The following is a 21,982-nucleotide window of genomic DNA, read 5'->3' as shown; positions in this document are numbered from 1 at the left end:
CAGGTTCGGCAACAGGCAAGAAGCTAACGCCGTTAGATTTTCTAACGGCGTTAGGACTTCGTGGTGGGGAAGCGGGAAGAAGTACGTCAGCGGACGTTCGCCGAGATCCTGGAGACCGCGGGCCGGATGGCCGAGGCCGAAGGCTGGCAGGCGGTGACCATCCGGCGGATCGCCGCCGAGATCGGCTACAGCGCGCCGGTGATCTACCAGCACTTCCCGAGCAAGGACGCCGTACTGCACACACTCCTGGAGCGGGGCAACGGCGAGTTGACACAGCGGATGCGGGCCGCGGTGACCGGTGAACCGGCGTCACGGGGCCCGCACCTGGCGGCAGCCGCCTACCTGGAGTTCGCCCGGTCGCGGCCCGGCCTGTACCAGCTCATGTCGGGCGCGCCCGGCACGGACGTCGACGCCTCCACCCGCCGCACCGCCGCCGCCGACGTGATCGCCTTCACCCGGCAGCTGATCAGAGCCTGGGCGGCCGAGACCGCAGCCGACCTTCCCGGCGTCGAGGACGCCTGCGACCTGCTGTGGAGCACGCTGCACGGCCTCGCGAGCATCGGGTTGATCGAGGACATCGGCTTCGACCGCGCCCGGCGCCTGGCCGACCAGGCGGTGACCGCGCTGCTCGGCTACTGGCTAGCCCCGCCCGCGAACCCCCAAGACCGCCCACAGAGCACCGAGGGAGAGAAATGATCTATCACCACAACCGCTTCACCTTCAAGGCGACCGCCACCGCCGAGCAGCGCGAGGAGGCCCTCGCCAGCCTGCGCAACCAGGGCGAGTCGATCGACGCGGTCGCACGGTACGTCGTCGGCAGGGACATCGGCGGCGAGTTCGAGTACGGCGCCGTCTTCCTCCTCGAAGACCTCGACGGCTACTGGGAGTACCTGATGGCACCCTCCCACGCCCACACCGACCGGATCGGCCTGCCGCTGCTGGAGTCCTTCGTCTCCTACGACACCACCGACAGCGACGACCCCGACATCGCCCACAAGATCGCCGACCTGCACGCGCGACGCTACGCCGGTGACCCGGCCCTCACCAAGCTGGTGGCCGACCTCCCCTCCTACACCGGCAGCAGCGCGCCGACCCCCACCGGCACCGCCGGCGCGGACCGGCCCGCCGCCGGACCGAATCCCGTCCACGGCTCCGACTGACACAGCGGGCTGCGGAAACTCCGCCCGCCCGGCTACGAAAGGCGCGGCTACGTCCATCTCGGCACCACCGTCGCGGACGGAGGGGTGTCTTCCGTGCGCGTGGCGGAACAGAATGGGCAGCCGATGTGCCGAGGTGCGGGGGTCCGGTATGGAGGCAGCGGCGCTTGCGGCCACGGCGGTGGGCGTCTTGGCCGGGGCCCTGACCGGGGTGGCAACCGGTGTCGGGGAAGGGGCGGGCACCGCCGCCGTGGAGCTGGTCCGTGCTCGTCTCGCCGTCTCGGCGCGAGGACGCGCGGCTCTTGAGGGGCTCGACGCGGACGCCACAGACCCTGCCGCCCGCGCCGAGACGCAGAACGTGCTCGCCGAGGAGATCGAAGCCGACCCTGAGCTGCGGCGCCAGCTGACAGCGAGCCTGTCCAGTGCCACGAGCACGACACACCTCACCGGCAGCGTAGTGATCAAGGGCAGTCGGGTGTCCCGCAGCCACATCGCGATCGGGCCACTGACCGTCAACAACACACCCGGTGGCCGGGCCGCACTCACCATCGGGCTCGTGGTGCTGCTGGCGGTGCTCTCGCTCGGGGCGTACGGCGGGGTTCAACTCCTCGCCCCGGACGGCACCGGGTACACCAGCGTGCCGATGGATGCGGAGAACCTGGGCGACGAACGCACAGCGTACGAACGGCGCCCCGGTGGAACCCTCCTGCGCGAGAAGAGAGCCATCGTGTTCGTCCGAGTGGGCAAGGTCGTCCTGACGATCCTGTACAGCGGCGTCCCCAAGGACTCGGCGTTCCCGCCCGACCTGCAGGAGCTGACCCGCCTGGCCGTCCGGAACGCACAGCGGCAAGCAGGCGGCCACTGACCAGCTCGCGGCCGAGGCCGTGGAGTTCACCCGGCAGGCAGGCCGGTCGGGGTCGGTTCCGGTGCGGCGGGGACGGGTGCGGGGCGGCGCCCGGTTCCCAGGTGCCACAGGAGGGTCAGGCCGGTGACACCTGCGGCTGCCGGTCCCAGTTCGGCCGGGGTGAGCCCGGGCCACTGCTGTGCCAGCCCGCCGAACGCGCCGCCGAGGGCGATCCCCAGGTAGAGCGCTGAGGAGTTGAGGGCGAGCAGGACCGGTGCGGCGGCGGGGCTGAGGGAGATGAGCCGGTGCTGCTGAGGGACGACGATCACACCGACGGTCACACCCCAGACCACGGCCCAGACCAGGGTGGAGGCCAGGGTTCGGGTCACCAGCGGGGTCAGTGCCAGGGCGATGGTCGCGAGGGTGAGGGCCCCGGTGAGGACGCGCGCGGGGTCGTGGCGGTCGACCAGACGCCCGGCGGTGATGTTCCCGGCCAGGATGCCGACGCCCCAGGCCAGCAGGGTCAGGGTCAGCAGCGGTTCACTGCCGCCGGTGGCGTCCCGCAGGGCCGGGCTGATGTAGGTGTAGAGGGTGTAGGCGCCGAGGAAGGCGAGTGAGGTGACCGCCAACAGCGCCAGGACACGGCCCTGCTTGAGGGGGCGCAGCCGGTCGGGCAGCGAGGCCGCGGGGAGAGTCACCTTGGGGAGGGCGGCAGCGATCCCGACGGCCGCGAGCAGGCCGGTCCCGGCGACGGCCCACAGGGTGATGTGCCAGTCGGTGCGACCGATCAGCGTGCCCAAGGGCAGACCCAGTGCGGTCGCCAGCGTGAGGCCGCCCAGGACGAAGGCCAGGGCACGGCCACGGCGTTCTGGTGGCGCGATGGCCGCCGCGGTGCTGGAGGCGGCGGCGTTGATCGAGCCTGCGCCCACGGCGGCGACTATGCGGGAGGCCATCACCACTTCGTAGCTGGTCGCCAGCGCGGTGACGACGTTGCCTGCCACGAACACGCTCAAGGCGATCAGCAGTGCCGTACGCCGGTCCAGGGCACTGGTGAGTGCTCCCATGACCGGTGCGGACAAGGCCATCGTCAAGGCGAAGACCGTCACCAGCTGGCCGGCTGCCGGGGTGGAGACCCCCAGGTCGGCGGCGATGGCGGGGAGCAGGCCCGCGATGACATAGCTGTCGGTGCCGACGGCGAACGTCGCCGCGGCCAGGGGAAGGAGTCGTTTGAGCATGGAGCGTGCCGCCCTTTCCGGAGCATGGCGGAGATGGGTGATCGGCACTGTAAGCAATACATGGATGCTTGTCCATGTATCAATGAATAGGTAGGCTGGGCCCCCGTCACAGATGGAGAGAAGAGAAACGATGCGCGAGGTGTCCCAGCCGGCAGCCGAGGCGATCCGGATGGTGGAAGTGCTGCGCGCGCTGGGCGATCCGGTGCGCCTGGAGATCATCCAACGGCTCGCCGTGACCGGCGAGGAGAGCTGCAACGCCATCGGCGAGGACCTGGACGTCCACCAGACGACGCTGTCCCACCACTACCGGGTGCTGCGCGAGGCGGGCATCACCTGGACCACAGTCCAAGGCAGGACCCGGCTGGTGCGGCTGCGCCACGACGACCTGAACGCGCTGTTCCCCGGCCTGCTCGACTCCGTGCTGAACGGCGCCCGCCACCCGCGCCCCGCCACCGGAGACTGACGCGCCGGACGGCCTCACCCGATCCCGGGTGCCGGGTGCCGGGTGCTGGGTGCGGCAGGGCGGCCCCCCTCTCACCGGCCGGGGAGGCTCAGCACAGCAGCAGCGCCGCCTGCCAAGGCAGTTCGCCGAGGGGCGCGTCCGGAACGGTCGCGAAGTGGAGGGCGAGCGCGGCGCCCGCCGCCCCGTCGAGGAAGCCGGGGCGGTGCACCACGGTGGAGCTCCCGGGCGCGGCGGCGGGCCAGACGAAGGGGTGTGCCGGGTCGGCCGCGCGGGCCAGCGCCGCCGTCAACTCCGGCACCTTGGGCGCCAGTTCCGCTCCGCCGGGCTCACGGGCCATCAGGCTCACGATCGTGGTGAGCCCTGCCAGACCGTGGCAGAGCGTGGGGTCGTCGAAGGCACGGGCTCCGCCCGGTCGGTCGCAGACCGCGGCGACCGCGGCCACCGCCTGGCGGTTCCAGTCCGGTTCCTTCAGGGCCAGCGCGGCCAGTTGGAGGGCGCGGGCGACGCCGGGCGTGCCGTAGCACCAGCCGGTGCGGGCCTCGGCCAGTTCGGGGCCGGTGCCGGAGGCGGCCGCGAGCTCGGCGGCCAGCGGGACGATGTTGGGCCAGCCCGTGCCGCCGGGGCTGCGGCGGGCGAGCAGCCACGCGGCGATGGTACGGATGGCCTGCTCCTGGCCCGGTACGCGCACACCCGCGCGGTGGGCGAGGGACAGCAGCGCGAGCGGGCCGGGGATGCCGTGGGCGAGGCCCGCGTTGAAGTGCCCGCCGGGTATCCCGTCCGGCTCGCTGAACAGGATCGGGTCCCCGGTCCACCAACCCGGCACGGCCCTGCCGCCCGGTTCGGTGACCGGCCGGGTGAGCGCGACGAGGTGGGCGAGGACCAGTTCGGTGGTGGCCCGGTGCTCGGGCCCGGCCGCGAGGAGCAGACGGCCGATGCCGGAGAGCCCGGCGACCACGTCGTACCCGGCCATCCTGGCCCCGGCCGTCCCCGCCGCCACGCGGGGCGCGTCCTCCTCGACCAGTCGGCGCGCCAGCGAGGCGACCTGGCCGTCCAGCTTGGCGAGGAGTCCGCCGTACTCGCCGGGGCGGGTGACGGCGGTCCTGGCGGCGAAGGCGACCGCGGGCAGCCCCGCGTACAGCCCCTCCCGGGCGGGCCTGCTCACTCCGGTGACCGCCGTCGACAGATGGGCGTGCGCGACCCGGGCGTACCCGGGCTCGCCGTGGGCCAGTGCCGCGAAGAGCAGTGCCACTCCGGCGTGGCCGTCCGCGAGGGACTGGGCGTGCCACAGGGAGCGGGTCTCGGCCAGCTCGGGGGTCTCGGCGGCGGTCACCCGGGCGGCCAGTGCGGCCGGGTCGGCCAGACGTTCCGCGAGCCCGGCGACGAGGTCCTCGGTCATGCTCCGGCCCTTTCCCGGTCGAGGTGCGCCTGGACCGCGCCGCGGGCCACCGCCAGGGTCTGCGCCTCGGCCGTACGGTCCGTTCCCAGGCGCCGGTTGCAGTGCATGTGGACGAGGGAGGCGAGCACCGCGTCCGGGGAGACGCTCAGCGCGCCCTGTTCCTCCTGCGCGCGGACCAGCCGTCCGAAGCGTTCCGGTGCCGCGTGGTGCGGCTGCGCCACCGGGTCCGGCAGGCCGTCCGGCGTGATCCTGGCGAGCGCCGCCCGTCTGCGGGCCGCGAACGCCTTGTGGTGCTGCTCCCGCTTGGGGTACGTCCCGGTGAGCCAGCGCCGCCAGTCGCCGCCGTAGCCCCGGTGGAAGGCCCGTACCAGCTCGGTCACGTCGTACGCGGTGGACAGGATCCGGTCGTCGGCGGGGGCCGCGAGCCGCTCCAGGACCAGGTGGCTGTCCGCGTGGAACACCTCTTCGGCCGCGGCGAGCAGCGCCGGTCCGCCGTAGCGCTCGGTCTCGGGGGCGTAGCTGTCCAGGCGAAGGCCTCGGGCGAGCCCGTCGGCGGCCAACTGCCCGGCCAGGTCGTGGAGTCGGGGCAGGACGACGCCGTTGAGCAGCGCCGGGTCGCCGTGCAGGCGCAGCCGCAGGTGCGGGTCCGGGTCCGCGTACCGGATGAAGAACCAGCGGTCGACGCCGCCGGGCCCGGCGGGCGGGGAGTCCAGCTCGGTGAGGAAGCGGCGCACCGGGCCGGTGAGGAGCTCGTCCTGGCGCTCGGCCGAGGTGTAGAGCGTCGCGTACAGCCAGGGGCCGCCGGGCGGGATCTCGCCGGTGCCGTGCCGCGCCACCAGGTGTGTGCCGCGCGCGGGCGCCTCGGCCTTCCGCGGTCCGCGGGGTGTCAGCGTCACCACGGCCTCCGCCTCGTGGGCGCCGCCGGGCCCGTGCAGCCAGCCGCCGTCGGTGTCCTGGCCCAGGGGCAGTTCGTGGACCACGGCCACACCCGCGCGCTCGCGTTCGCGGCGCAGGATCTCCTGGTGCGCCGGGACGGCGAGGTTGAGGGGGATGCGGTGGTCGCCGAGGGTGAGCTGGACGTGGTCGGGCACCCGCCACAGGGCGCGCCACTCGTCGAGGGACGGACCGGTCGCGTCGAGCCGCCAGCGGGCCGGGCTCAGCACGGTGCGTCCGGTGCGTACGGCGGGCAGGAACGGCAGGTCATCCGCTGCGCCCCAGTCCCACAGCCGCCACTGTCTGCGGGCGAACGCCGCGGCCTCGATGAGGAAGCGCACCGCGTTGGGCGCGGTCAGTTCGCGGTTGAGCACGTGGAGCGCCGACGGGGTCAGCTCGCGCCCGAGTTCCGTGGACACGATCCGGAAGCCCTCGGAGTCGGCGCAGACGGCGATGGAGTCAAGGGTGAGGTCGGTGACGTCCGGCGCGGCGGGCCCGGGGTGCACGCCGATGACCAGGCGTCCGTCCAGCCAGGTCGGCACCTGGGCGACGTTGGCGTGCCGGTGGTGCGACGCCTGGTGGTGGATCTGGACGGGCAGCCGTCCGGTGGTGTCGCGCGCGGCCCGCACCGTGTGCCGGATCGCCTCGGTCTGCGCGAGCGGGAAGAGGTGTGCGAAGCGGCCCATGTGGCCACCGGACGCGGTGGCCGCGCCCACCAGGACGAGGGTGAAGTCGCCCCGGTCCACGGCGGCGGCCGACTCCGCCGCGATCTGCACGACGAGTTCGAGCGACGGCGGGCGCACGGCGTCGGCGGCCTCGTCCCGGTCGGCCTCCTCGAACCTGCGCAGCCAGTCCTCGTCCAGGACGACCTCGCGCTCCCCGCGCGCCTGCGCTTCGGCCGCGAGTCCCAGGAGCAGGCGCTGGCGTACGGCTCCGAGGGGCACGGGCCCCGGTTCGGGGCGGTGGCTCGGGGGCAGCCGGTATCCGGCCGGGGCGCCGAGGCCGATGTCGGGGTCGAGGACCTCCGTGACGGGCACGTAGCGCCCGAGGCCGTACCGCTCCACGAAATCCTGGTGGTACGCGGTCAGTCGGCCGGGGCCCGGGGGCGAGAGGCGCCACAGCGCGGCTGCGGCGCGCTCCAGTTCCCCGGCCACCGAGCGCGAGAGCACGGCGGTCCCCTCCAGGCGCAGGTCGACCTGGACGGCGTGCGCGGCGGGGCTCCCCGGGGTGGAGGCAGGGCCCGTGGCGGCGCGCTCAAGTGCCGTGCGCCAGGCCTCCCTTCCCTCTCCGAGCGGCGTACGGCGGTAGTCGGCGAGGGACTCGCGCAGTGCGGCGACCCACCGGGCGGCGGGCGTGGCGGCCGGGAGCAGCGCCTCGACGTGTGCCAGCGGATCGGGAGCGTCCAGGGGCGGGCGCAACTCGGTCAGCAGTACCTCCGCCCCGATCAGCTGGGCGACGAGTCCGGCCACGGCGCCTTCGGGCGCTCCGGGGAAGCGCGTTTCGACCTCCCGGATCAGTTCGCCGCAGTGAATGGGCCGGGCGGCGGCCTCGACCACGGCGCGCACGACCGGGGTGTGGCGGAGCGTCCGTGACCTGGGGCGGTTCTCGCTGGACCGGCCGTCGGAGCCGGGCCCCGCGGGGTCCGGACCGGCCGGGGCGAACGGCAGGACCAGGCGGCCCCCGCGCACGAAGCACAGTCCGTTCACCACCACGCTCAGGCCCAGGTGCACGGCCGGGTCGCGCTCCCAACCGGCGACCAGCCGGGCCAGCCATCCAGCGTCGGGCCGTGCCCCTCTGTGCCCCGCGCCGGTGAGCTCCCCCTTGGTGGCCTCGCCGAAGGAGCCCCACAGGACGCCCGCGAGCAGCCCGAAGGGGGTGGGGCGCGAAGCGGCCCTGAGCAGGTAGCGGGTCACGGCCCGGTGGGCCTTGCGCACATCGGAGGCGGCCACGGACCCGCCCTCCAGCACGGCGTCGACGGTACGGGCTAGCGAAGGACTGGAGACCTCAAGGGCCTCACGGAACAGCCCATCAGCGAGCAACTCCACCAGCTGGGACCGGAGTTCATCCGCATCGCCCCGCCGGTCCCCGTCACCGTCCTCGCCGTCCCGCCAGGTCGCGCGGACCCTCGGCCGGGCCAGGAGCGGCGCCCTCAGCAGCACTCCGTCCGCGCAGCGAAACACCGGTTCCGCGCTGTGGCCACGCCGCATCCCCGCCCCGCCCCCTTACTCGATGCATCATGAAACGGACTGAGGAATTCCCGATTCCTCCCCCCGCCGGAATGCCGCCACACTAACCCCGACACGCCCCGCCCGGAACCCCTTGACTCCGCCTGCCGCCCCTCCCTAGATTCCGATTCTGCCGCCGAAGGGCGGCGATTCGACAGGTTCCACAGGAAGGAATTCCCATGTCTGAGAACATGACGCAGGACCTCTTCGACATCGACCTCACCGAGACCGCCATCCAGGACGTGGCGTCCGACAGTGCCGCGGGCGCCATCTCCGGTGAGGAGTCCTGTTTCCGCACCTGCACGACCTGCTCGATCTGCTGATGCAGGCCATATGAACGGCCGGTCCCGGTGGCCCCCCGTACCGCCGGGACCGGCTCCCGCCGAGGCGGCGGAGCACCGAGGGCAAAGACCATTGCCCTTTCGGGCAAAGAACCGGCACGCCCCCTCCATGCCCACGCCAGCACCATTGACGCGGCAGGACTTTATAGGCGACGCTTTTCCGTACGCGACGCAGACCGCCCGACTCCAATAGCCGCGCGATTACCAATTCCCCCACCGAATCCGCATGCGCATCTACACGCGCATCCGCACACCGGATATCTCCGCCTGCCCGCGTTTCAGGATTTCCCCTGTTCGCCTTTGGGTGTGGCCCGTGACAGGACATCCATGAGGCCCGCGAAACCACCAGCGTGGGATCGATGGCGGCACTAGCCCTCCGACTGCGCACGGCGTGACTGAGGGGCGGCGCACTTCGCGCCGCCCCTCCCGTCATGAGCGCTAGCGGTTCGCCAACTCGGTGATGGCGTCGTAGGCGTAGACGTCGCTGCCGGGTTCGGCGGTGGTCAGCGAGGTGAGCATGGCGGCGGCGAGGCGGTCGGCGGTGATCGGTCGGTAGGGGCGCAGGGGGCCGACGAGGACGGGGGCGAGCACGGGGGCCAGGGTGGTCATGGCGCGTTCGCCGGGGCGGCGTTCGGCGCGGTCGCCCAGCAGGAGCGAGGGGCGGAAGATCTGCGTTCTCCGGTACCCGAGGGCGATGACCTCGCGCTCGGTGTCACCTTTGACACGGAGGTAGAACGTACGGGCGTCGGGGTCGGCGCCGATGGAGGAGCACAGGGCGATGCCGCTCGCGCCCGCCGCAAGTGCGTGGCGTGCGACGGCGAGGGTGTGGTGCTGGTCGACGGCGCGGAAGGATTCCTGCGATCCGGCCTTCTTGATGGTGGTGCCCAGGGTGCAGTACACGTCGTCGACGGTGGGCACGTCGTGCTGGGCGAGTGCCGTGAAGTCCACGACGCGGACGTCGAGTTTGTCGTGGGCGCGGGCGAGCGGGCGCCGGGTGAGGGCGGTGACACGGGTGTAGCGGGGGTCGGCGAGCAGTCGGTCGAGCAGGTGACCCCCGACGAGGCCGGTGGCTCCGGCCAGCAGAGCGGTGCGGGTGTTCATGGCGTACATCTTCCCGGTAGAGCCGGTCAGGGGCTGGTGAGGCTGCGGACGGCCGCGGTCAGGGCCGTGCGGTGACGTTCGGGGCGTGCGGGCGTGAAGGCCTCGTCGGGTGCGAGGGCGCGGAGCGCGGGCGGGGTGGCGAACCAGGCGGTGACCTGGCTCAGGACCAGGGCCAGCAGGTCGACCGGTTCCATGTCCGCGCGCAGGGCGCCACGGCGCTGGGCGTCGGCGACGGCTTCGACCTTGGGGCGGTAGGCGTCGGCCTCCGCGGGGCTGGTGTCGGGGCGTTCGAGCTGTCGCCAGGTGGCCAGGCGCAGGATCTCGGGCTGACCTGGTTCATCACCGGCGTGTCCTCCGGGTTCGGCCGCCGGATGACCGAGCTGCTGCTGGCGCGCGGCGACCACGTGGCCGCCACAGCCCGCCGCCCCGAAACTCTTGCCGACCTGGCCGAACGCCACGGTGACCGGCTGTGGACCGCGCCCCGGGACGTCACCGACGCCCCCGCGGTCCGCCGCACCGTGGACGCCGCGTTCGCCGCTCTCGGCCGGATCGACGTGATCGTCTCCAACGCCGGCTACGGCCTGTTCGGCGCGGCCGAGGAGGTCACCGACGAGCAGATCGCCCACCAGATCGACACCAACCTGATCGGCTCCATCCAGCTCGCCCGCGCCGTCATCCCGCATCTGCGGGCCCGGGGCGGCGGCCGGATCATCCAGCTGTCCGGCATGGGCGGTCAGATCGCCTTCCCCGCGCTGAGCCTCTACCACGCCACCAAGTGGGGCATCGAGGGCTTCTACGAGGCCCTCTCCCCCGAGGTCGCCCCCTTCGGCATCCAGACCACTCTGGTCCAGCCCGGCGCCGCCACCACCGACTTCGGCGGTCGCAGCGCCACCGCCGCGCAGGCCATGGCCGTGTACGACGCCGCCCCCGTCGGCGCCCTCCGCCGCGCGGCCGCCGCGGGCGCCATCCCCGTCCCCGGCGACACGGTCAAGATGGCCCGCGCCATCATCGACAGCGCCGACACCGAGCGGGCACCGCGCCGCCTGCTCCTGGGCAGCGACGCCTACCAGGCCGTCACCACGGCGCTGGCCGCCCGCCTGACCGGCGTCGAAGAGCAGAAGGAGCTCGCCCACTCCACGGACACCACGGCCTAGCCTCCCAGCTGGGGCGCAGCCCGGAGACCGTGCACCAGCGTCTCGCGCGCCATCACCGTTCGCTCGTCGAGTGCAGTCGGGCGAACTCGTCGGCGAGCATGCCCATCATGACCACGTCGTGGTGCTGCCCGGCGAAGAACACGTGCTCGCGCAGGCGGCCCTCCTCCACGAAGCCGAGCCGGCGGTGAAGCACCAGCGACGCCTCGTTGTGCGCGAATATCTGCGCCTGGCATTTGTGGTAGCGCCGCTCGGCGAACATGAAGCGCAGCAGCATGACCACCGCTTCTGCCGCGTACCCCTTGCGGCGGTGACCGGCGCCCATCGTGATGCCGTACTCGAACCAGCCCGCACAGGGATCAGCGCTGTGCGAGCCGATGGCACCGACCGTCTCCCCCGTCTCGACTGCTTCGATCGCAAGGCCGAAGCAGTCGCCGTCGGGCTTGGCGGCGGCCTGCTCCTTCGTCCAGGCGCGGAAGGCCTCGGCGGAGCGCGGCGGTTGCAGCACGTCGCCCAGCCGCTCCTCGTCCACGGCGAATCGCATGAACGCCGCCCAGTCCTCGGGCTCGATACCGCGCAGACGTACCCGTGCGCCGGTCCAGAACGATGTCGTCATCCCGTATTCGATCACGCGGCATCGCGCGGGGTCCACACAGCACCGGTCGTGGGCGCGAACGCTCAACGGGGCAGTCACCGTCCGCCCACAGCGGCGCGTGCCAGGTCAGTAAGGCCGGTTCTGCCGCTGGCGGTCATGTGGCGCCGGGCGTAGAGAAGGAGGCTCACCTTCTGGCACCCCGGAGAACGGCGTCCTGCGAGTGACCAACGGGCGCAAGGGGGCGGAGAGTGCGAAGAGCGAGTACGACAGCCGACTGCGGCCCCGGGACTCGGCGTGGCTTGACTTCCCGCTGACGGACGCCAACAAGGGCATGGAAGGCCTGGAGTGGGTGGAGCGGAACGGCGTCGGGCACCTGCTCGGCCTGTGCGAGGGCAACCGCTGCACGGGCGGCAAGGAGGGCCGGCGGCCCGGCGACGGCCGCGTCCAGGTCTTCCGCCGCGGCGCCGACCAGTGGGACCACACCGACACGATACGGCTGCCCGCGTCCCTGCCCTTCGAGGACTACAGCAGCCTGTCCGTGCGCGACGGCCGGATTGTTGTTTTGTTTCGGGCGTCGTCCGCCCTCTGGGTGGGCCGCCTCGCCACGAAGAAGTGGTGGTGGACGAGGGCACGGTCTACCGCCTCCCCACGGACGCCGACGGGCGCACCGTCTACGGCACCCCCGAAGGCGTCTCCTGGGTCTCGTCCGACCACTTGGTGGTGGTCTCGGACCGGGCGAAGAAGGGCGCGGCGAGCGCCCCGTACCGCGCGAAGGACCAGTCGATCCACCTCTTCCTGATCCCCTCGGCGGCGCGATAGGACTCCGGGCCGTGGCGGCGGAGCACGGCTCCCCCGCCACGGCGGCCGACGGGCACCTCCTTCCGCGTGCGCCGGACAGGGTCATTCGTGACCGGCGGTAGTCAGCCGCGCGAGCACGGAGCGACCCAGGACCTGAGGTGCGCTCGTGCCGATGACCGGTCACGAAGTCCGAGGGGGCACTGGCCGCGGCGCGACGCCGGGCCGCGTGGGCACGGGTCCGCGCCGGAGCACAGCACCGGTCCGCACCGAACCCGGTGCGAACGAATTCCGGCCCCGAACCGATGTGTACCGCACTCAAGGCCCGTACGGCCAGGGGCGAGTAAGCCGGAGGACTGGAATTCGGACAGCGCGTGACCCACTGGAAGAATCTCAATCAGCGGACATCGCGTGCGCCAGGAGGCCGGAAACTCCGCCGCCGTTCCGGTTATTCGAACATGGAACTCACACGTCCGGTCAGACCGGCCGTCCACCCCCCTCAAGCCCCCCTCAAGAAGTCAGGCGCTATTGAGGCCGGCACGTCGGGGAACGACGACCTTCATCAGCGGATGCGAGACCAACTGGGCGACTCCGGGAAGCATCGCCAGCTTATTCGTGTAACAGCGCTCGTACGCCTCCGCATCGGCGACCGCGACCCTGAGGCGGTAGTCCACCTCGCCGAACAGGCGGTGTGCTTCGACGACTTCCGGCAGGTCACATACCGCTTCCTCGAAGGATGTGATGGTCGCCCTGTCCCGCACCGACAGCGCCACGGAGACGAACACCTCGAATCCGCGGCCGATCTTCACCGAGTCCAGACAGGCGGCGTAGTGCGTGATCACTCCGTCGGCCTCAAGACGCCGGACCCGGCGCAGACAGGGAGACGGAGTGAGCCCCACTCGCTCAGCCAGCTCCGAGTTGGGCAGTCGTCCTTCTTGCTGAAGCACGCGCAATATCATGCGGTCGATTCGGTCCACTCGTCGATTCTATGGCGGCGGCCACGGTTCAGTGATCGGAATTCGCAATCGGCTGCGCCGCGTCGGCATCTATGTTGAGGGAGGCAATCGGCACCAACACGGGGGATGCACCATGCCAATTGAAGCTTTCCTGTCGTTCGTCGCCATCGACTTGGCGCTCGTCTTCGTACCCGGACCGGACTGGCTGTACGTGATCGCCCGCGGGCTCGGGCAGGGCCGCGCCATGGCGCTGACGGCCGTGGCGGGCCTCTGCCTGGGGTATCTGGCGCACACGGTCCTCGCGGTGCTAGGGCTCGCCGCGGTGCTGGCGGCGAACCCCGCGACCCTGGAGGTGCTGCGTTACTGCGGTGCCGCCTACCTCGTCTACCTGGGAGCCCGGCTCCTGCTGGCCCGGCCGTCGGGCACCGAGGGGGCGCCGGACCCCACGCAGGCACCGTCGGCCGCCGTCACCCTCCGGCAGAGCGCCATCACCAGCATCCTCAACCCCAAGGGCCTGCTGGTGTATCTGTCGCTGCTGCCGCAGTTCATCCGGTCGGACCAGGCCCTTCCGGAGAGCGCGCAGATGGCCGTCATGGGCATCACGCACATAGTGCTCTGTGCGGTGGTGTACGGCGTGGTGGGCGTCACCGCGAGCAGCGCGGGATCGCGGCTCGCCGCAAAGCCGCGCGTGGCGGGGCGCCTGAACAGTGTCGCGGGCGTCCTGCTGCTGGGGGTCGCCTGCCTCACGGGGCTCTCCGGAGCGCTCAGCATGGGGTGAGCCGCCCGGGCACGCCCGGGGCGGGCCGACGGCTCCTCCGCCGCGTCCATTGGCTTTCCCTATCAGTAAGTTCCGCGTACGCCTGTGCTGTGCACGACACGCTGCTGTAGAAGGGAAGTGAGGAGTTGGGTGCCGTCCGGTGGGAGGACGACGAGGAGGAGCCGCTCCATGACCGTGGATCTTGGTGTTCTCGTGCTGCCCGAGCACCAGGGGCCGCGGGGGGCCGATGTGTGGCGCGGCGTGGAGGAGTTGGGGGTCGCCCACGCCTGGACCTTCGACCATCTGTCGTGGCGCCTGCTGCGGACGGAACCGTGGTTCGACGCCTTCGTCACCCTGACCGCCGCCGCCTGCGTCACCGAGCGCGTCGAACTCGGCACCCTCGTCACCACGCCGAACTTCCGTCACCCGGTACTGACAGCGAAACAGGCCATGTCCCTCGACCACGTCAGCGGAGGCCGCTTCGTCCTGGGCGTGGGCGCCGGCGTGCCGGGCCCGGACACCGCGGCGCTGGGCGGCGGCGAACTGCCAACCGCCCGGCGCATGGAGCGCTTCGAGGAGTTCGTCGACCTGGTCGACCGGCTGTTGCGGCAGCCCGCCACCACTTTCCGGGGCACGTACTTCGACGCCGTCGACATCCCCATGAGGCCCGGCTGCCTGCGCCACCCGAGGCCGCCGCTCGCCCTCGCCGCCTCCGGCCCGCGAGGGATGCGCACCGTGGCGCGCCACGCCGACATCTGGGTCAGCAACGGCCCGCCTCCGGACGTCGGACCACTTGAGGAGCACGCCGTGCTGCGGTGGGCGGGCCGCCAGGCCGAGCAGGTCGATGAGGTGTGCGCGGCCGAGGGCCGAGCGCCGGGTTCGCTGCGCAAGCTGCTGTACGTGAGCCGGGCGATACCCGATGCCTGCGCCTCGCCGCAGCGCCTGTGCGACCTCGTGTCGCGGTGCGCGGAACTGGGCTTCACCGACGTCGTCCTGGCCCATCCGCGCCCACGTGGCGTCTTCGCCCAGGACATGGCGGTCTTCAAGAAGGCTGTCACCGCGTGGACGAGATGACGCAGCAGCAGCCCGCCACCGCCCTCGGGAAAGGACGTGCCATGGACTCCGCCGTGGCGAAGCTCCTCGACTCCGACACCCTCGTCACGTTCCGGGACGGGGCACGCGAGGCCTTCCTGCCGGGGATCCCGAGCCCGGACAACGTCCGCGCCCTGCGCGAGTCCGGTCTGCTGGGACTGGTCGTGCCGCAGGAGTTCGGCGGCACGGGGGCCGACGCGGGGCAGGCCAACTCCGTCGTGGAGGAGGTCGCGGCGGCCGACCCCTCAGTGGCGATCATGCTGTATCTGCACTGCTGCGTCGTGGAGAGGATCAAGGAGTACGGTTCCGCCGCTCAGCGCGCGCACTGGCTGCCCCGCGTGGTGGACCACAGGTGGCTGGCGGCATCCGCATGGAGCGAGCCGGGAAGCACCGCCGACAAGAAGAAGCTGGCGACGACAGCGGAGCCGCGCGGAGACGCCTCCTGGCGGATCAACGGCGGAAAGTCCTTCGCCACCAGCGTCACGGTCGCCGACTTCCTGCTCGTCCTGGTCCAGTTGCCGCCCAGTGACGCCGGGGTCGGGGAGTCGGGGTACGGCGGCAAGGACCAGGCCCTCGTCCTGGTCCCCGCGGGTACGCCCGGAGTGGACGTGGCGCCCGAGGCACACGACTTGGCGGGCATGCGCGGCTCGGGCACCGGCACGCTGCGTCTGGACGACGTCGTGGTCGGCCAGGACGCGGTGCTGTGCGCGGGTGAGCACACCCCACGTGCGATCGGGCTGCCACACCGCCTGGGACTCACACTCGCCGCGGTGAGCGTCGGGGCGGCCCGGTCGGCGTACGAACTGGCCGTCGCCGCCGCGGAGCACCGCGGCCTGCTCGCCGCCGCGGACACCCGCCGCCGGTTGGCGGAGATGTCCGTCACGGTGGAGGCCGCACGGTCCATGGTCACCGTGCTGCCGACGTACGGTCCGCAGGAGACCGCGCACCTCGCCTACGCCGCGAAGGTGTTCGCCTCCCGGGCGAGCCAGCGCGTGTGCCGGCAGGTGCGCGGGCTGCTCGGCAGCAGCGGCTACATGCGCGGGCACGACATCCACAGGATCTCGCTGGACGCCGAGGCCGTCGCGCACATGGGGCCGCCCAACCACCTGTGCGTCGACTTGTTGGCCGCCCGGCTTGAGCACTGAGCAGGGCGGCGGGGCCCGGCCGGTACACCGCCGGGCCGCCGCCGGACGGGCGGTCGGTTCAGCCGACCGTCAGGCCGTACGCGCGCATCCAGCGGTCGGTCTCGGCCAAGGGCGACAGCAGATGGGCCCTGCTCGCGTACGTCATCGTCGTGGCGCCCTCCGCTCCGTACGCGATCTCGCGGACGCGCCGGGCGTCGAGCAGGCCGTACAACGGGGATGCCGGGTCCTCGGGCAGGGCGGTGACCCGGCGCAGCGTGCTCGCCTCGCGGTCGGGGTCGTGCGTGGCCGGGTAGGCGCTCTTGGCACGGTGGAGCACCTGGGGCGGCAGGAGGTCCGCGGCCGCGGCCCGCAGCAGGCTCTTCTCCCTGCCGTCGGCGGCCTTCCACTCCCACGGCACGTTCCACACGTACTGGAGCAGTTCGTGGTCGCAGTAGGGGACGCGTACCTCCAGGCCGAGGGCCATGCTCATACGGTCCTTGCGGTCCAGGATCACGCTGAGCGGGCCCTGCAGGCTGAAGAAGAGGACCTCCCGCATGCGGGCTCGCAGTCCCCTCTCCCCGCTGAGCCGGGGCACCTGGGCGCGCAGGGTCGCGTACCGGTCGTGCTCCTCGTCGTCGGGGCGCAGCCTCTCGCGCAGATCGGGGGCGAGGCAGTCGGTCAGCCGCGGGGCGTTGCCCAGCCAGGGGAAGGTGTCCGCCCATATGGTCGCCGGGTCGTGGAACCAGGGGTACCCGCCGAACACCTCGTCCGCCGCCTCCCCGGACAGCGCGACCGTGCACTCCTCGCGCATGCGGCGGAACAGCTGGTACATCGACTCGTCGAACTGGCCGAAGGAGGGCAGGTCGCGGGCGTGCAGCGCGGCCGGGGAGGCCTCCTCGAGCCGGAGCGGGTCGAGCACCACCGAGGTGTGGTGGGTGCCGAGGTGCTTGGCGGTGAGCAGCGCGTAGGGGGCGTCGCGCTCCGGGCGCAGGGGCGTGGCGCGGAAGTCCTCGTCGTCCCGCTCGAACTCCACGGTGAAACTGCGCAGCGGCCCGTCGCCCCGGCGTTGTGCGGTGCGGTGCGCGAGAGCGGCGACGACGCCCGAGTCGAGTCCGCCGGAGAGCAGGACGGAGCGCGGCACGTCCGCGACCAGCTGCCGTTCGACGATCCCGGTGAGCCGGGCGCGGACGGTGTCGACGGTGGTGCGTTCGTCGTCGTCGTGCTCGTGGCTGACCAGGCGCCAGTACGGGTACTCGTGGCAGCCGCGCCGGTCCACCCGCAGGACGTGCCCCGGCTTCACCTCCCGGAGTCCGCGCAGCGGCGTCTCCCCCGGCAGGGCCATCCGCGGCGAGAACAGCAGCGGCAGCGCCTCGACGGGGACGGAGGTGGAGAAGCCGGGGTCGGCGAGGATGCCCTTCGGTTCGGAGGCGAACAGGACGCCGTGGGGACGCGGGGCGTAGTAGAGCGGTTTGACGCCGAGGCGGTCGCGGACCAGAGTGAGCTGCTCGGCACCGGCGTCCCAGACGGCGAAGGCGAACATTCCGTTGAGGTGTTCAGCGCAGCCGGGCCCCCACTCCAGGTAGCTGCGCAGGACGACCTCGGTGTCGGAGCGGGTGGTGAACTCGTGGCCGCGCTGCGCCAATTGCCCGCGCAGGGCGCTGTAGTTGTAGACCTCACCGCTGTAGACGAGTACGACGCCGTGCCGCTGCCGGTGCGCAGCCGGGTCCCGTGTCCTGCCGCGCGTCGCGACCATGGGCTGCCGGCCGCCCGCCAGGTCGATCACCGCCAGGCGCCGGTGTCCGAGCTGGACGTGCGCCGCGCTCCAGGTGCCGGCGTCGTCGGGGCCGCGGTCGCGCATGGTCTCCGTCATGGCGCGGATGACGGCGTGGTCGTCCCGCAGGTCCCTGGCGAAGTCCACCTTGCCCACGATGCCGCACATTCAGATCCCCCCAGCGGTGTCCTCGGGCGTGCCGCCCTGTGGTGTGCCCTGCAGAAAGCCGTCGAGGTGCACGGTGCGCGAGCGTGAGACGTTGGCGCACCGGTAGGGCAGGCCGGTCAGTGGCGGGCGCGCCTCGTCGTGGAAGTAGACCGCCCGGAGCGCTCCTGGTTCGTCCGGGTCGAATTCGAGCAGGGGGTGGCCGGTCAGGAAGTCGCGCACCGCGGGCGTGTCCCGCCGGGCGTGCCACCACAGCCTCATCTCCGAGCTGTAGTTGGGCGGCAGGGTGACCCGCGGCCGGAACTTCCGTTTCCACTGGAAGCTGCCCTTGCTGATCCACGCTTCGGTCCCGGCGAAGTCCACGTGCCGTACGCCGTGCGTGTCGGCCCATTCCAGCAGCAGGTGGACGCAGGCGCGCTGGGCGCCCAGTGCGTGCAGTCGGGGCGCGCCGTCGCGGACCCCGATGAGGCGCATGGTGAGGGTGGCGCGGCGTTCGTCGCGGTGGCACAGGAGTCCGGCGAGGCGTTCGCCGTGCGCGTCGGTCAGGAAGGCGAGCAGCCCGTCGCGGAAGAGGCATTCGTAGGCCCGGTCGCGTGGTTCGGTCCGGGCGCGTTCGCGGTGCCGGGCCCGCAGGGTGGGCTGGTGCATGTGGTCGTAGAAGTCGTGGAAGGACGCGTCGTCGGTGGCGATGTCGATGCGCCAGGCGTGGGTGCGCCGCCGCGCGGAGAACCACTGGCGCTCCTTCTTCGCCGTGCGGTAGCGCCAGCTGCCGTCGCCTTCCCCGACGTCCACCACCAGGTGCAGCCGGTAGGGGAGCACGAGCGCGGCCCGGCGCGGCAGGCGTGCGGCCTGCGCGCGGGAGCAGACGACGGCGACGAGATCGCCCGGCGGGGTCCAACGGCCGTTCAGGAGTCGCGTTCGCGGGACGCGGTGGTGCTCCCGCAGCGGCTCCGGGGCGGGGAACAGCTCCTCGCGCTGGTGTTCCAGCTGCTGCTGGATGAGCACGGTGCCGCGGCGCAGCCCGGCGTAGGCGAGGCTGGGTGCCTTGGGTCCGGCCGTGGACCGCACGCCGTGGAAGGGCCGTACCCGGGTCTCCACGGCGGCGTGGGCGGCCCTGACCGCGGGCAGCGGTGAGTAGTCCCACGCGAAGCCGGCGCGCAGGCGCAGCCTGTGCAGGGTGTTCAATCGAGGTCCCCTCCTTGGCGCGTCGAGTCGGTCGGGTGCGGCCGCGGTGCGGTCCGCGCGGTGGGTCGGCGGTGCCCGGCCCGTCGCCCGATGACCGTCATGGGCAGGCCGCCGCCGAGGAAGAGCGCGCACAGGACGAACCATCCGCCGACGCCCCACTCGACGACGAGGACGGCCATCAGGGCGGGCGCGGCCATCTGGGCCGTGGCGAGCCCGGCGCCGAAGGTTCCCTGGTACTCCCCTTGGGCGTCGTCGGGTGCGAGGGCCACGGACAGGCCCCAGGTGCCGGCGACGAAGAGCATCTCGCCCAGGACGTGTGCGGCCGCGGCCGCCAGGAGCAGGGCGACGACCCAGGGGCCGCTGCCGTGGTAGGTGGCGGCGAAGAGCAGACAGGAGGCGGTCAGCGCGACGGCGCACCACACGGACAGCCGGGCGGCTCCCCGGGCGTCGCCTCCCCGGCGGCTGACGCGGTTCTGGAAGAGCGCGATGGTGACCGCGTTGAGCACGATGAGGACGCCCATGATCCAGGCGGGTGCCGAGGTGTGTTCGGTGAGCCACAGCGGAAGGCCGCTGCCGACCATGCCCCAGTTCAGGGCCAGGATCCCGCTGAGCGCGGTGAGCGCGAGAAAGGTCCGGTCGCGCAGGACGAGGGGCTCTCGGCGGGAGCGCCGTTCGCCGGGCGGCGCGGCACGTGGCACGCGGCTGACGATCAGCGCGAAGCCGAGCAGCGTCGATCCGTACAGCAGGATGAGCGCCGCGTAGGCCGTGCGGCTGTCCAGGTAGAGGACGAGGGCGCCCGCCGCGGCTCCGGCGGCCGCGCCGACGTGGCCCGCCACGACGGTGGCGGAGATCCCGCGCAGCCGTTCGTCGCTGGGCTGCAGCGCCGCGACGAGCGCGGCACGTACTCCGGGGACCGCGCGTTCGGCCGCGACAGCCACGCAGGTGACGAGCAGGAACCCGGTGAAGCCGGTCACGAACAGGTAGCAGAGCGCGGCGGTGCCCTGCACCACGGTCAGGCCGACAAGTGTTTCCCGGACGCCGATCCGGTCGGCGGCGTAGCCGATCGGTCCGCCCAGGAGCATGCCGAGCACGCCTGCGACGGTCAGGCCGAGCCCGAACCCCGTCGGTGTCAGCCCGAGCGACCGGGTCGCGTAGATGGCCCAGCAGACGTACCAGGCCCCGGCGCCGACGTAGGCCAGCAGCGTGGCCGCGCAGAGCCGGCCGAGCGGGCCTTCGGGCAGGAGGGGCTTGCCGCGGCGCAGCGGCACGGGCCACTGCGGCGGGTACGTCCTCAAGGCCAGCCGTCTTTGCCGAGGGCGGCGCGGCCGGCCAGTTCGGCGAGGGCTCCGAGGTCGCCGACCGGTGCGAGGTGCGGTGCCGGAATGGGGCTGAAGTCGGCTTCGGTGTAGCTGCCCGAACCGTGCACCAGGATGTCGTCCTCGGGGACGAGTCCGCGGTCGACGGCGTTGAGGATGCCGGTGAGCGCCATCACCAGGGACCACTCCCGCAGCGCGCGCGGGTCGTGCGGCAGGGTGATCCCCGCGTCGGCCAGCAGCGCCCGCAGGAGCGGGTAGCGCTCGAAGCACTCCGGCAGGGATACGACGATTCCGCCGCCGCCCTGCGTGCGGATGAGCGCGTCCATGGCCGGTGAGGTCGTCGGGCGCCGCGTGTAGAACGTCGGGTCGAGGTTCTCTTCGGGATGGTAGGCGCGTGCGGGGAAGCGGGGGTCGGACTCCTGGTGGTAGAGGCCCGATGCCGCGTCGTACCGGTAGCGCGGGAGGTTGTCCCGGGAGGGGGAGCCGAAGTGCAGGCTGAGCACCATGTCCGGGGTGTCGAGGTGCTGGACGAGGAAGTAGTGCGGCGGGCTCGCCGCCGCGGCGGCGATCCGCTGGGTGCCCAGGTGGTGTCCGAGCAGTCCGAAGGCGCTGGACACGGCGTGGACGTGGAGCCGACTGCGGGTGGGCGGCAGGAACTCGTACTCCGCGCAGGCGCGCACAATGTCGGCGGCTTTGTAGTTGTCGATGTCGAGGGTGAACCAAAGGTTGACTCCGTAGCGCTCCCGTAAGGAGGCGCCGTACTGGTCCACGAGAGCGCGGGCGAGCGGCTTCACGGCCGAGCGGTCTGCCGCGTCCATGACGACCATGGGGTTGCGCAGTCGCAGCCACTCGTTCTCGGACAGCGCTGATGCCCAGAGTTTCCCGGCGGCGGCGGTCGGTACCACGGTGAGGATGTTGAGCTGCTCCGGGCTTGCGAGTCCGTGTTCGTGGGCGCGCAGCACGGCGTCGCGCAGCGCGGTGGCCTTGTTGCCCGACGACGGCGACACGATCATGACGCGCTCGTGTGTGCGCCGGATGTACTCCACCGCCCGGGCGACGATGAGCAGGGACGCGAAGGTCTTGGTGGTGCGCGTCCGCGGGTTGCCCATCAGGTCGAGCAGCCGCAATTCCTTCCCGCGGTACTCCCCCAGCGGGCGGAACGAGAGCGACGACGCGGCAAAATAGGCGGTCAGCTCTTCGCTGACGGGCGGGAGGTCCACTCCGGGGTTGAATTCCGCGCCGTTCTTCGCTGTCTGGCCGCATTCGGCCAGCACGTCGGCTATCTCTTCGCGATAGCGGTGCAGGACGTTGTCGACGCGAACATCGCCATGGGTCTGCGTGGGCATCACGGGTGGAGCCGCCTCTCTCGACTGGTCCGGC

General features: G+C 72.3%; 21 protein-coding genes. 10 read left to right on the top strand and 11 right to left on the bottom strand.

Features of this window, described 5'->3' with window-relative positions:
- Positions 1-63: 63 nt before the first annotated feature.
- From IG74_RS0112190 to IG74_RS47890, 3 genes are all read left to right on the top strand, one after another.
- Positions 64-696 carry a TetR/AcrR family transcriptional regulator gene (locus IG74_RS0112190; protein WP_030674275.1) on the top strand — a complete coding sequence of 211 codons (633 nt, stop codon included), beginning with the start codon at positions 64-66 and terminating at the stop codon, positions 694-696.
- Positions 693-1,160: a Dabb family protein gene (locus IG74_RS0112185; RefSeq protein ID WP_051854818.1), complete on the top strand. Its 468-nt coding sequence runs from the start codon at positions 693-695 to the stop codon at positions 1,158-1,160. Before IG74_RS0112190 ends, IG74_RS0112185 begins: the two co-directional genes overlap by 4 nt.
- Before the next feature lie 148 nt (positions 1,161-1,308).
- Positions 1,309-2,022 carry a hypothetical protein gene (locus IG74_RS47890; RefSeq protein WP_051854817.1) on the top strand — a complete coding sequence of 238 codons (714 nt, stop codon included), beginning with the start codon at positions 1,309-1,311 and terminating at the stop codon, positions 2,020-2,022.
- A 26-nt stretch (positions 2,023-2,048) separates the two neighbouring features.
- Here IG74_RS47890 and IG74_RS0112175 read toward each other — a convergent pair whose 3' ends face one another.
- Entirely contained in the window at positions 2,049-3,236 is a 1,188-nt protein-coding gene (locus tag IG74_RS0112175; protein ID WP_030674272.1) for an MFS transporter, read from the bottom strand.
- Between the two features lie 130 nt (positions 3,237-3,366).
- Between IG74_RS0112175 and IG74_RS0112170 the strand changes: the two genes are divergently transcribed.
- Complete coding sequence (locus tag IG74_RS0112170; RefSeq protein WP_030674271.1) at positions 3,367-3,699, top strand: ArsR/SmtB family transcription factor; 333 nt, start codon at positions 3,367-3,369, stop codon at positions 3,697-3,699.
- A gap of 88 nt (positions 3,700-3,787) precedes the next feature.
- Here IG74_RS0112170 and IG74_RS0112165 read toward each other — a convergent pair whose 3' ends face one another.
- Together IG74_RS0112165 and IG74_RS0112160 are read right to left on the bottom strand one after the other, a co-directional pair.
- Positions 3,788-5,095: a lanthionine synthetase C family protein gene (locus tag IG74_RS0112165; RefSeq protein WP_051854816.1), complete on the bottom strand. Its 1,308-nt coding sequence runs from the start codon at positions 5,093-5,095 to the stop codon at positions 3,788-3,790.
- Positions 5,092-8,235 carry a lantibiotic dehydratase gene (locus IG74_RS0112160; RefSeq protein WP_078868733.1) on the bottom strand — a complete coding sequence of 1,048 codons (3,144 nt, stop codon included), beginning with the start codon at positions 8,233-8,235 and terminating at the stop codon, positions 5,092-5,094. Before IG74_RS0112160 ends, IG74_RS0112165 begins: the two co-directional genes overlap by 4 nt.
- Before the next feature lie 197 nt (positions 8,236-8,432).
- Here IG74_RS0112160 and IG74_RS52055 point away from each other — a divergent pair, with 197 nt between their 5' ends.
- On the top strand, positions 8,433-8,576 hold the full coding sequence (locus tag IG74_RS52055) for a hypothetical protein (RefSeq protein WP_158857585.1): 144 nt from the start codon (positions 8,433-8,435) through the stop codon (positions 8,574-8,576).
- Positions 8,577-9,032: 456 nt separating this feature from the next.
- Here the strand turns inward: IG74_RS52055 and IG74_RS0112150 are convergent, their stop codons facing one another.
- Both IG74_RS0112150 and IG74_RS0112145 read right to left on the bottom strand, forming a co-directional pair.
- The gene (locus IG74_RS0112150) at positions 9,033-9,695 is read right to left on the bottom strand and encodes an NAD(P)H-binding protein (RefSeq protein WP_037825147.1); all 663 of its coding nucleotides are present in this window, start codon (positions 9,693-9,695) and stop codon (positions 9,033-9,035) included.
- A gap of 26 nt (positions 9,696-9,721) precedes the next feature.
- Positions 9,722-10,099 (bottom strand): hypothetical protein, encoded by a 378-nt coding sequence (locus IG74_RS0112145; RefSeq protein ID WP_051854815.1) that lies wholly within the window; start codon positions 10,097-10,099, stop codon positions 9,722-9,724.
- On the opposite strand from IG74_RS0112145, the gene IG74_RS0112140 reads away from it, so the two are divergent.
- The gene (locus IG74_RS0112140) at positions 10,067-10,849 is read left to right on the top strand and encodes an SDR family oxidoreductase (protein ID WP_051854814.1); all 783 of its coding nucleotides are present in this window, start codon (positions 10,067-10,069) and stop codon (positions 10,847-10,849) included. The genes IG74_RS0112145 and IG74_RS0112140 overlap by 33 nt on opposite strands.
- Positions 10,850-10,901: 52 nt before the next feature.
- On the opposite strand, the gene IG74_RS0112135 is transcribed toward IG74_RS0112140, so the two are convergent.
- On the bottom strand, positions 10,902-11,462 hold the full coding sequence (locus tag IG74_RS0112135) for a GNAT family N-acetyltransferase (RefSeq protein ID WP_030674264.1): 561 nt from the start codon (positions 11,460-11,462) through the stop codon (positions 10,902-10,904).
- A gap of 597 nt (positions 11,463-12,059) precedes the next feature.
- Between IG74_RS0112135 and IG74_RS0112130 the strand changes: the two genes are divergently transcribed.
- On the top strand, positions 12,060-12,260 hold the full coding sequence (locus tag IG74_RS0112130; RefSeq protein ID WP_158857583.1) for a hypothetical protein: 201 nt from the start codon (positions 12,060-12,062) through the stop codon (positions 12,258-12,260).
- Between the two features lie 494 nt (positions 12,261-12,754).
- On the opposite strand, the gene IG74_RS0112125 is transcribed toward IG74_RS0112130, so the two are convergent.
- Positions 12,755-13,213, bottom strand: coding sequence for an Lrp/AsnC family transcriptional regulator (locus IG74_RS0112125; RefSeq protein WP_030674261.1), 459 nt, complete (start codon positions 13,211-13,213; stop codon positions 12,755-12,757).
- Positions 13,214-13,325: 112 nt separating this feature from the next.
- On the opposite strand from IG74_RS0112125, the gene IG74_RS0112120 reads away from it, so the two are divergent.
- The 3 genes from IG74_RS0112120 (at position 13,326) to IG74_RS0112110 (ending at position 16,186) form a co-directional block, all read left to right on the top strand.
- On the top strand, positions 13,326-13,970 hold the full coding sequence (locus tag IG74_RS0112120) for a LysE family translocator (RefSeq protein ID WP_063761237.1): 645 nt from the start codon (positions 13,326-13,328) through the stop codon (positions 13,968-13,970).
- A 168-nt stretch (positions 13,971-14,138) separates the two neighbouring features.
- Entirely contained in the window at positions 14,139-15,023 is an 885-nt protein-coding gene (locus IG74_RS0112115; RefSeq protein WP_030674256.1) for an LLM class flavin-dependent oxidoreductase, read from the top strand.
- On the top strand, positions 15,020-16,186 hold the full coding sequence (locus IG74_RS0112110; RefSeq protein WP_234334318.1) for an acyl-CoA dehydrogenase family protein: 1,167 nt from the start codon (positions 15,020-15,022) through the stop codon (positions 16,184-16,186). The genes IG74_RS0112115 and IG74_RS0112110 overlap by 4 nt, the downstream gene beginning before the upstream one ends.
- 58 nt (positions 16,187-16,244) lie before the next feature.
- Here IG74_RS0112110 and asnB read toward each other — a convergent pair whose 3' ends face one another.
- The 4 genes from asnB to IG74_RS52045 are packed head-to-tail and all read right to left on the bottom strand — an operon-like array spanning position 16,245 to position 21,948.
- On the bottom strand, positions 16,245-18,104 hold the full coding sequence (asnB, locus tag IG74_RS0112105; RefSeq protein ID WP_030674251.1) for an asparagine synthase (glutamine-hydrolyzing): 1,860 nt from the start codon (positions 18,102-18,104) through the stop codon (positions 16,245-16,247).
- A complete protein-coding gene (locus IG74_RS47885; protein WP_051854811.1) occupies positions 18,105-19,286 on the bottom strand; it encodes a GNAT family N-acetyltransferase in 1,182 nt (393 codons plus the stop codon).
- Entirely contained in the window at positions 19,283-20,581 is a 1,299-nt protein-coding gene (locus tag IG74_RS52050; RefSeq protein ID WP_158857581.1) for an MFS transporter, read from the bottom strand. The genes IG74_RS47885 and IG74_RS52050 overlap by 4 nt, the downstream gene beginning before the upstream one ends.
- The gene (locus IG74_RS52045) at positions 20,578-21,948 is read right to left on the bottom strand and encodes a DUF6002 family protein (RefSeq protein ID WP_030674243.1); all 1,371 of its coding nucleotides are present in this window, start codon (positions 21,946-21,948) and stop codon (positions 20,578-20,580) included. Before IG74_RS52045 ends, IG74_RS52050 begins: the two co-directional genes overlap by 4 nt.
- Positions 21,949-21,982: the final 34 nt, after the last annotated feature.

Source organism: Streptomyces sp. NRRL B-1347, assembly GCF_000720325.1.
GTDB lineage: Bacteria > Actinomycetota > Actinomycetes > Streptomycetales > Streptomycetaceae > Streptomyces.
The sequence above is the reverse complement of the archived record's forward strand: the minus strand, read 5'-3'. Positions and strand labels throughout refer to the sequence as shown.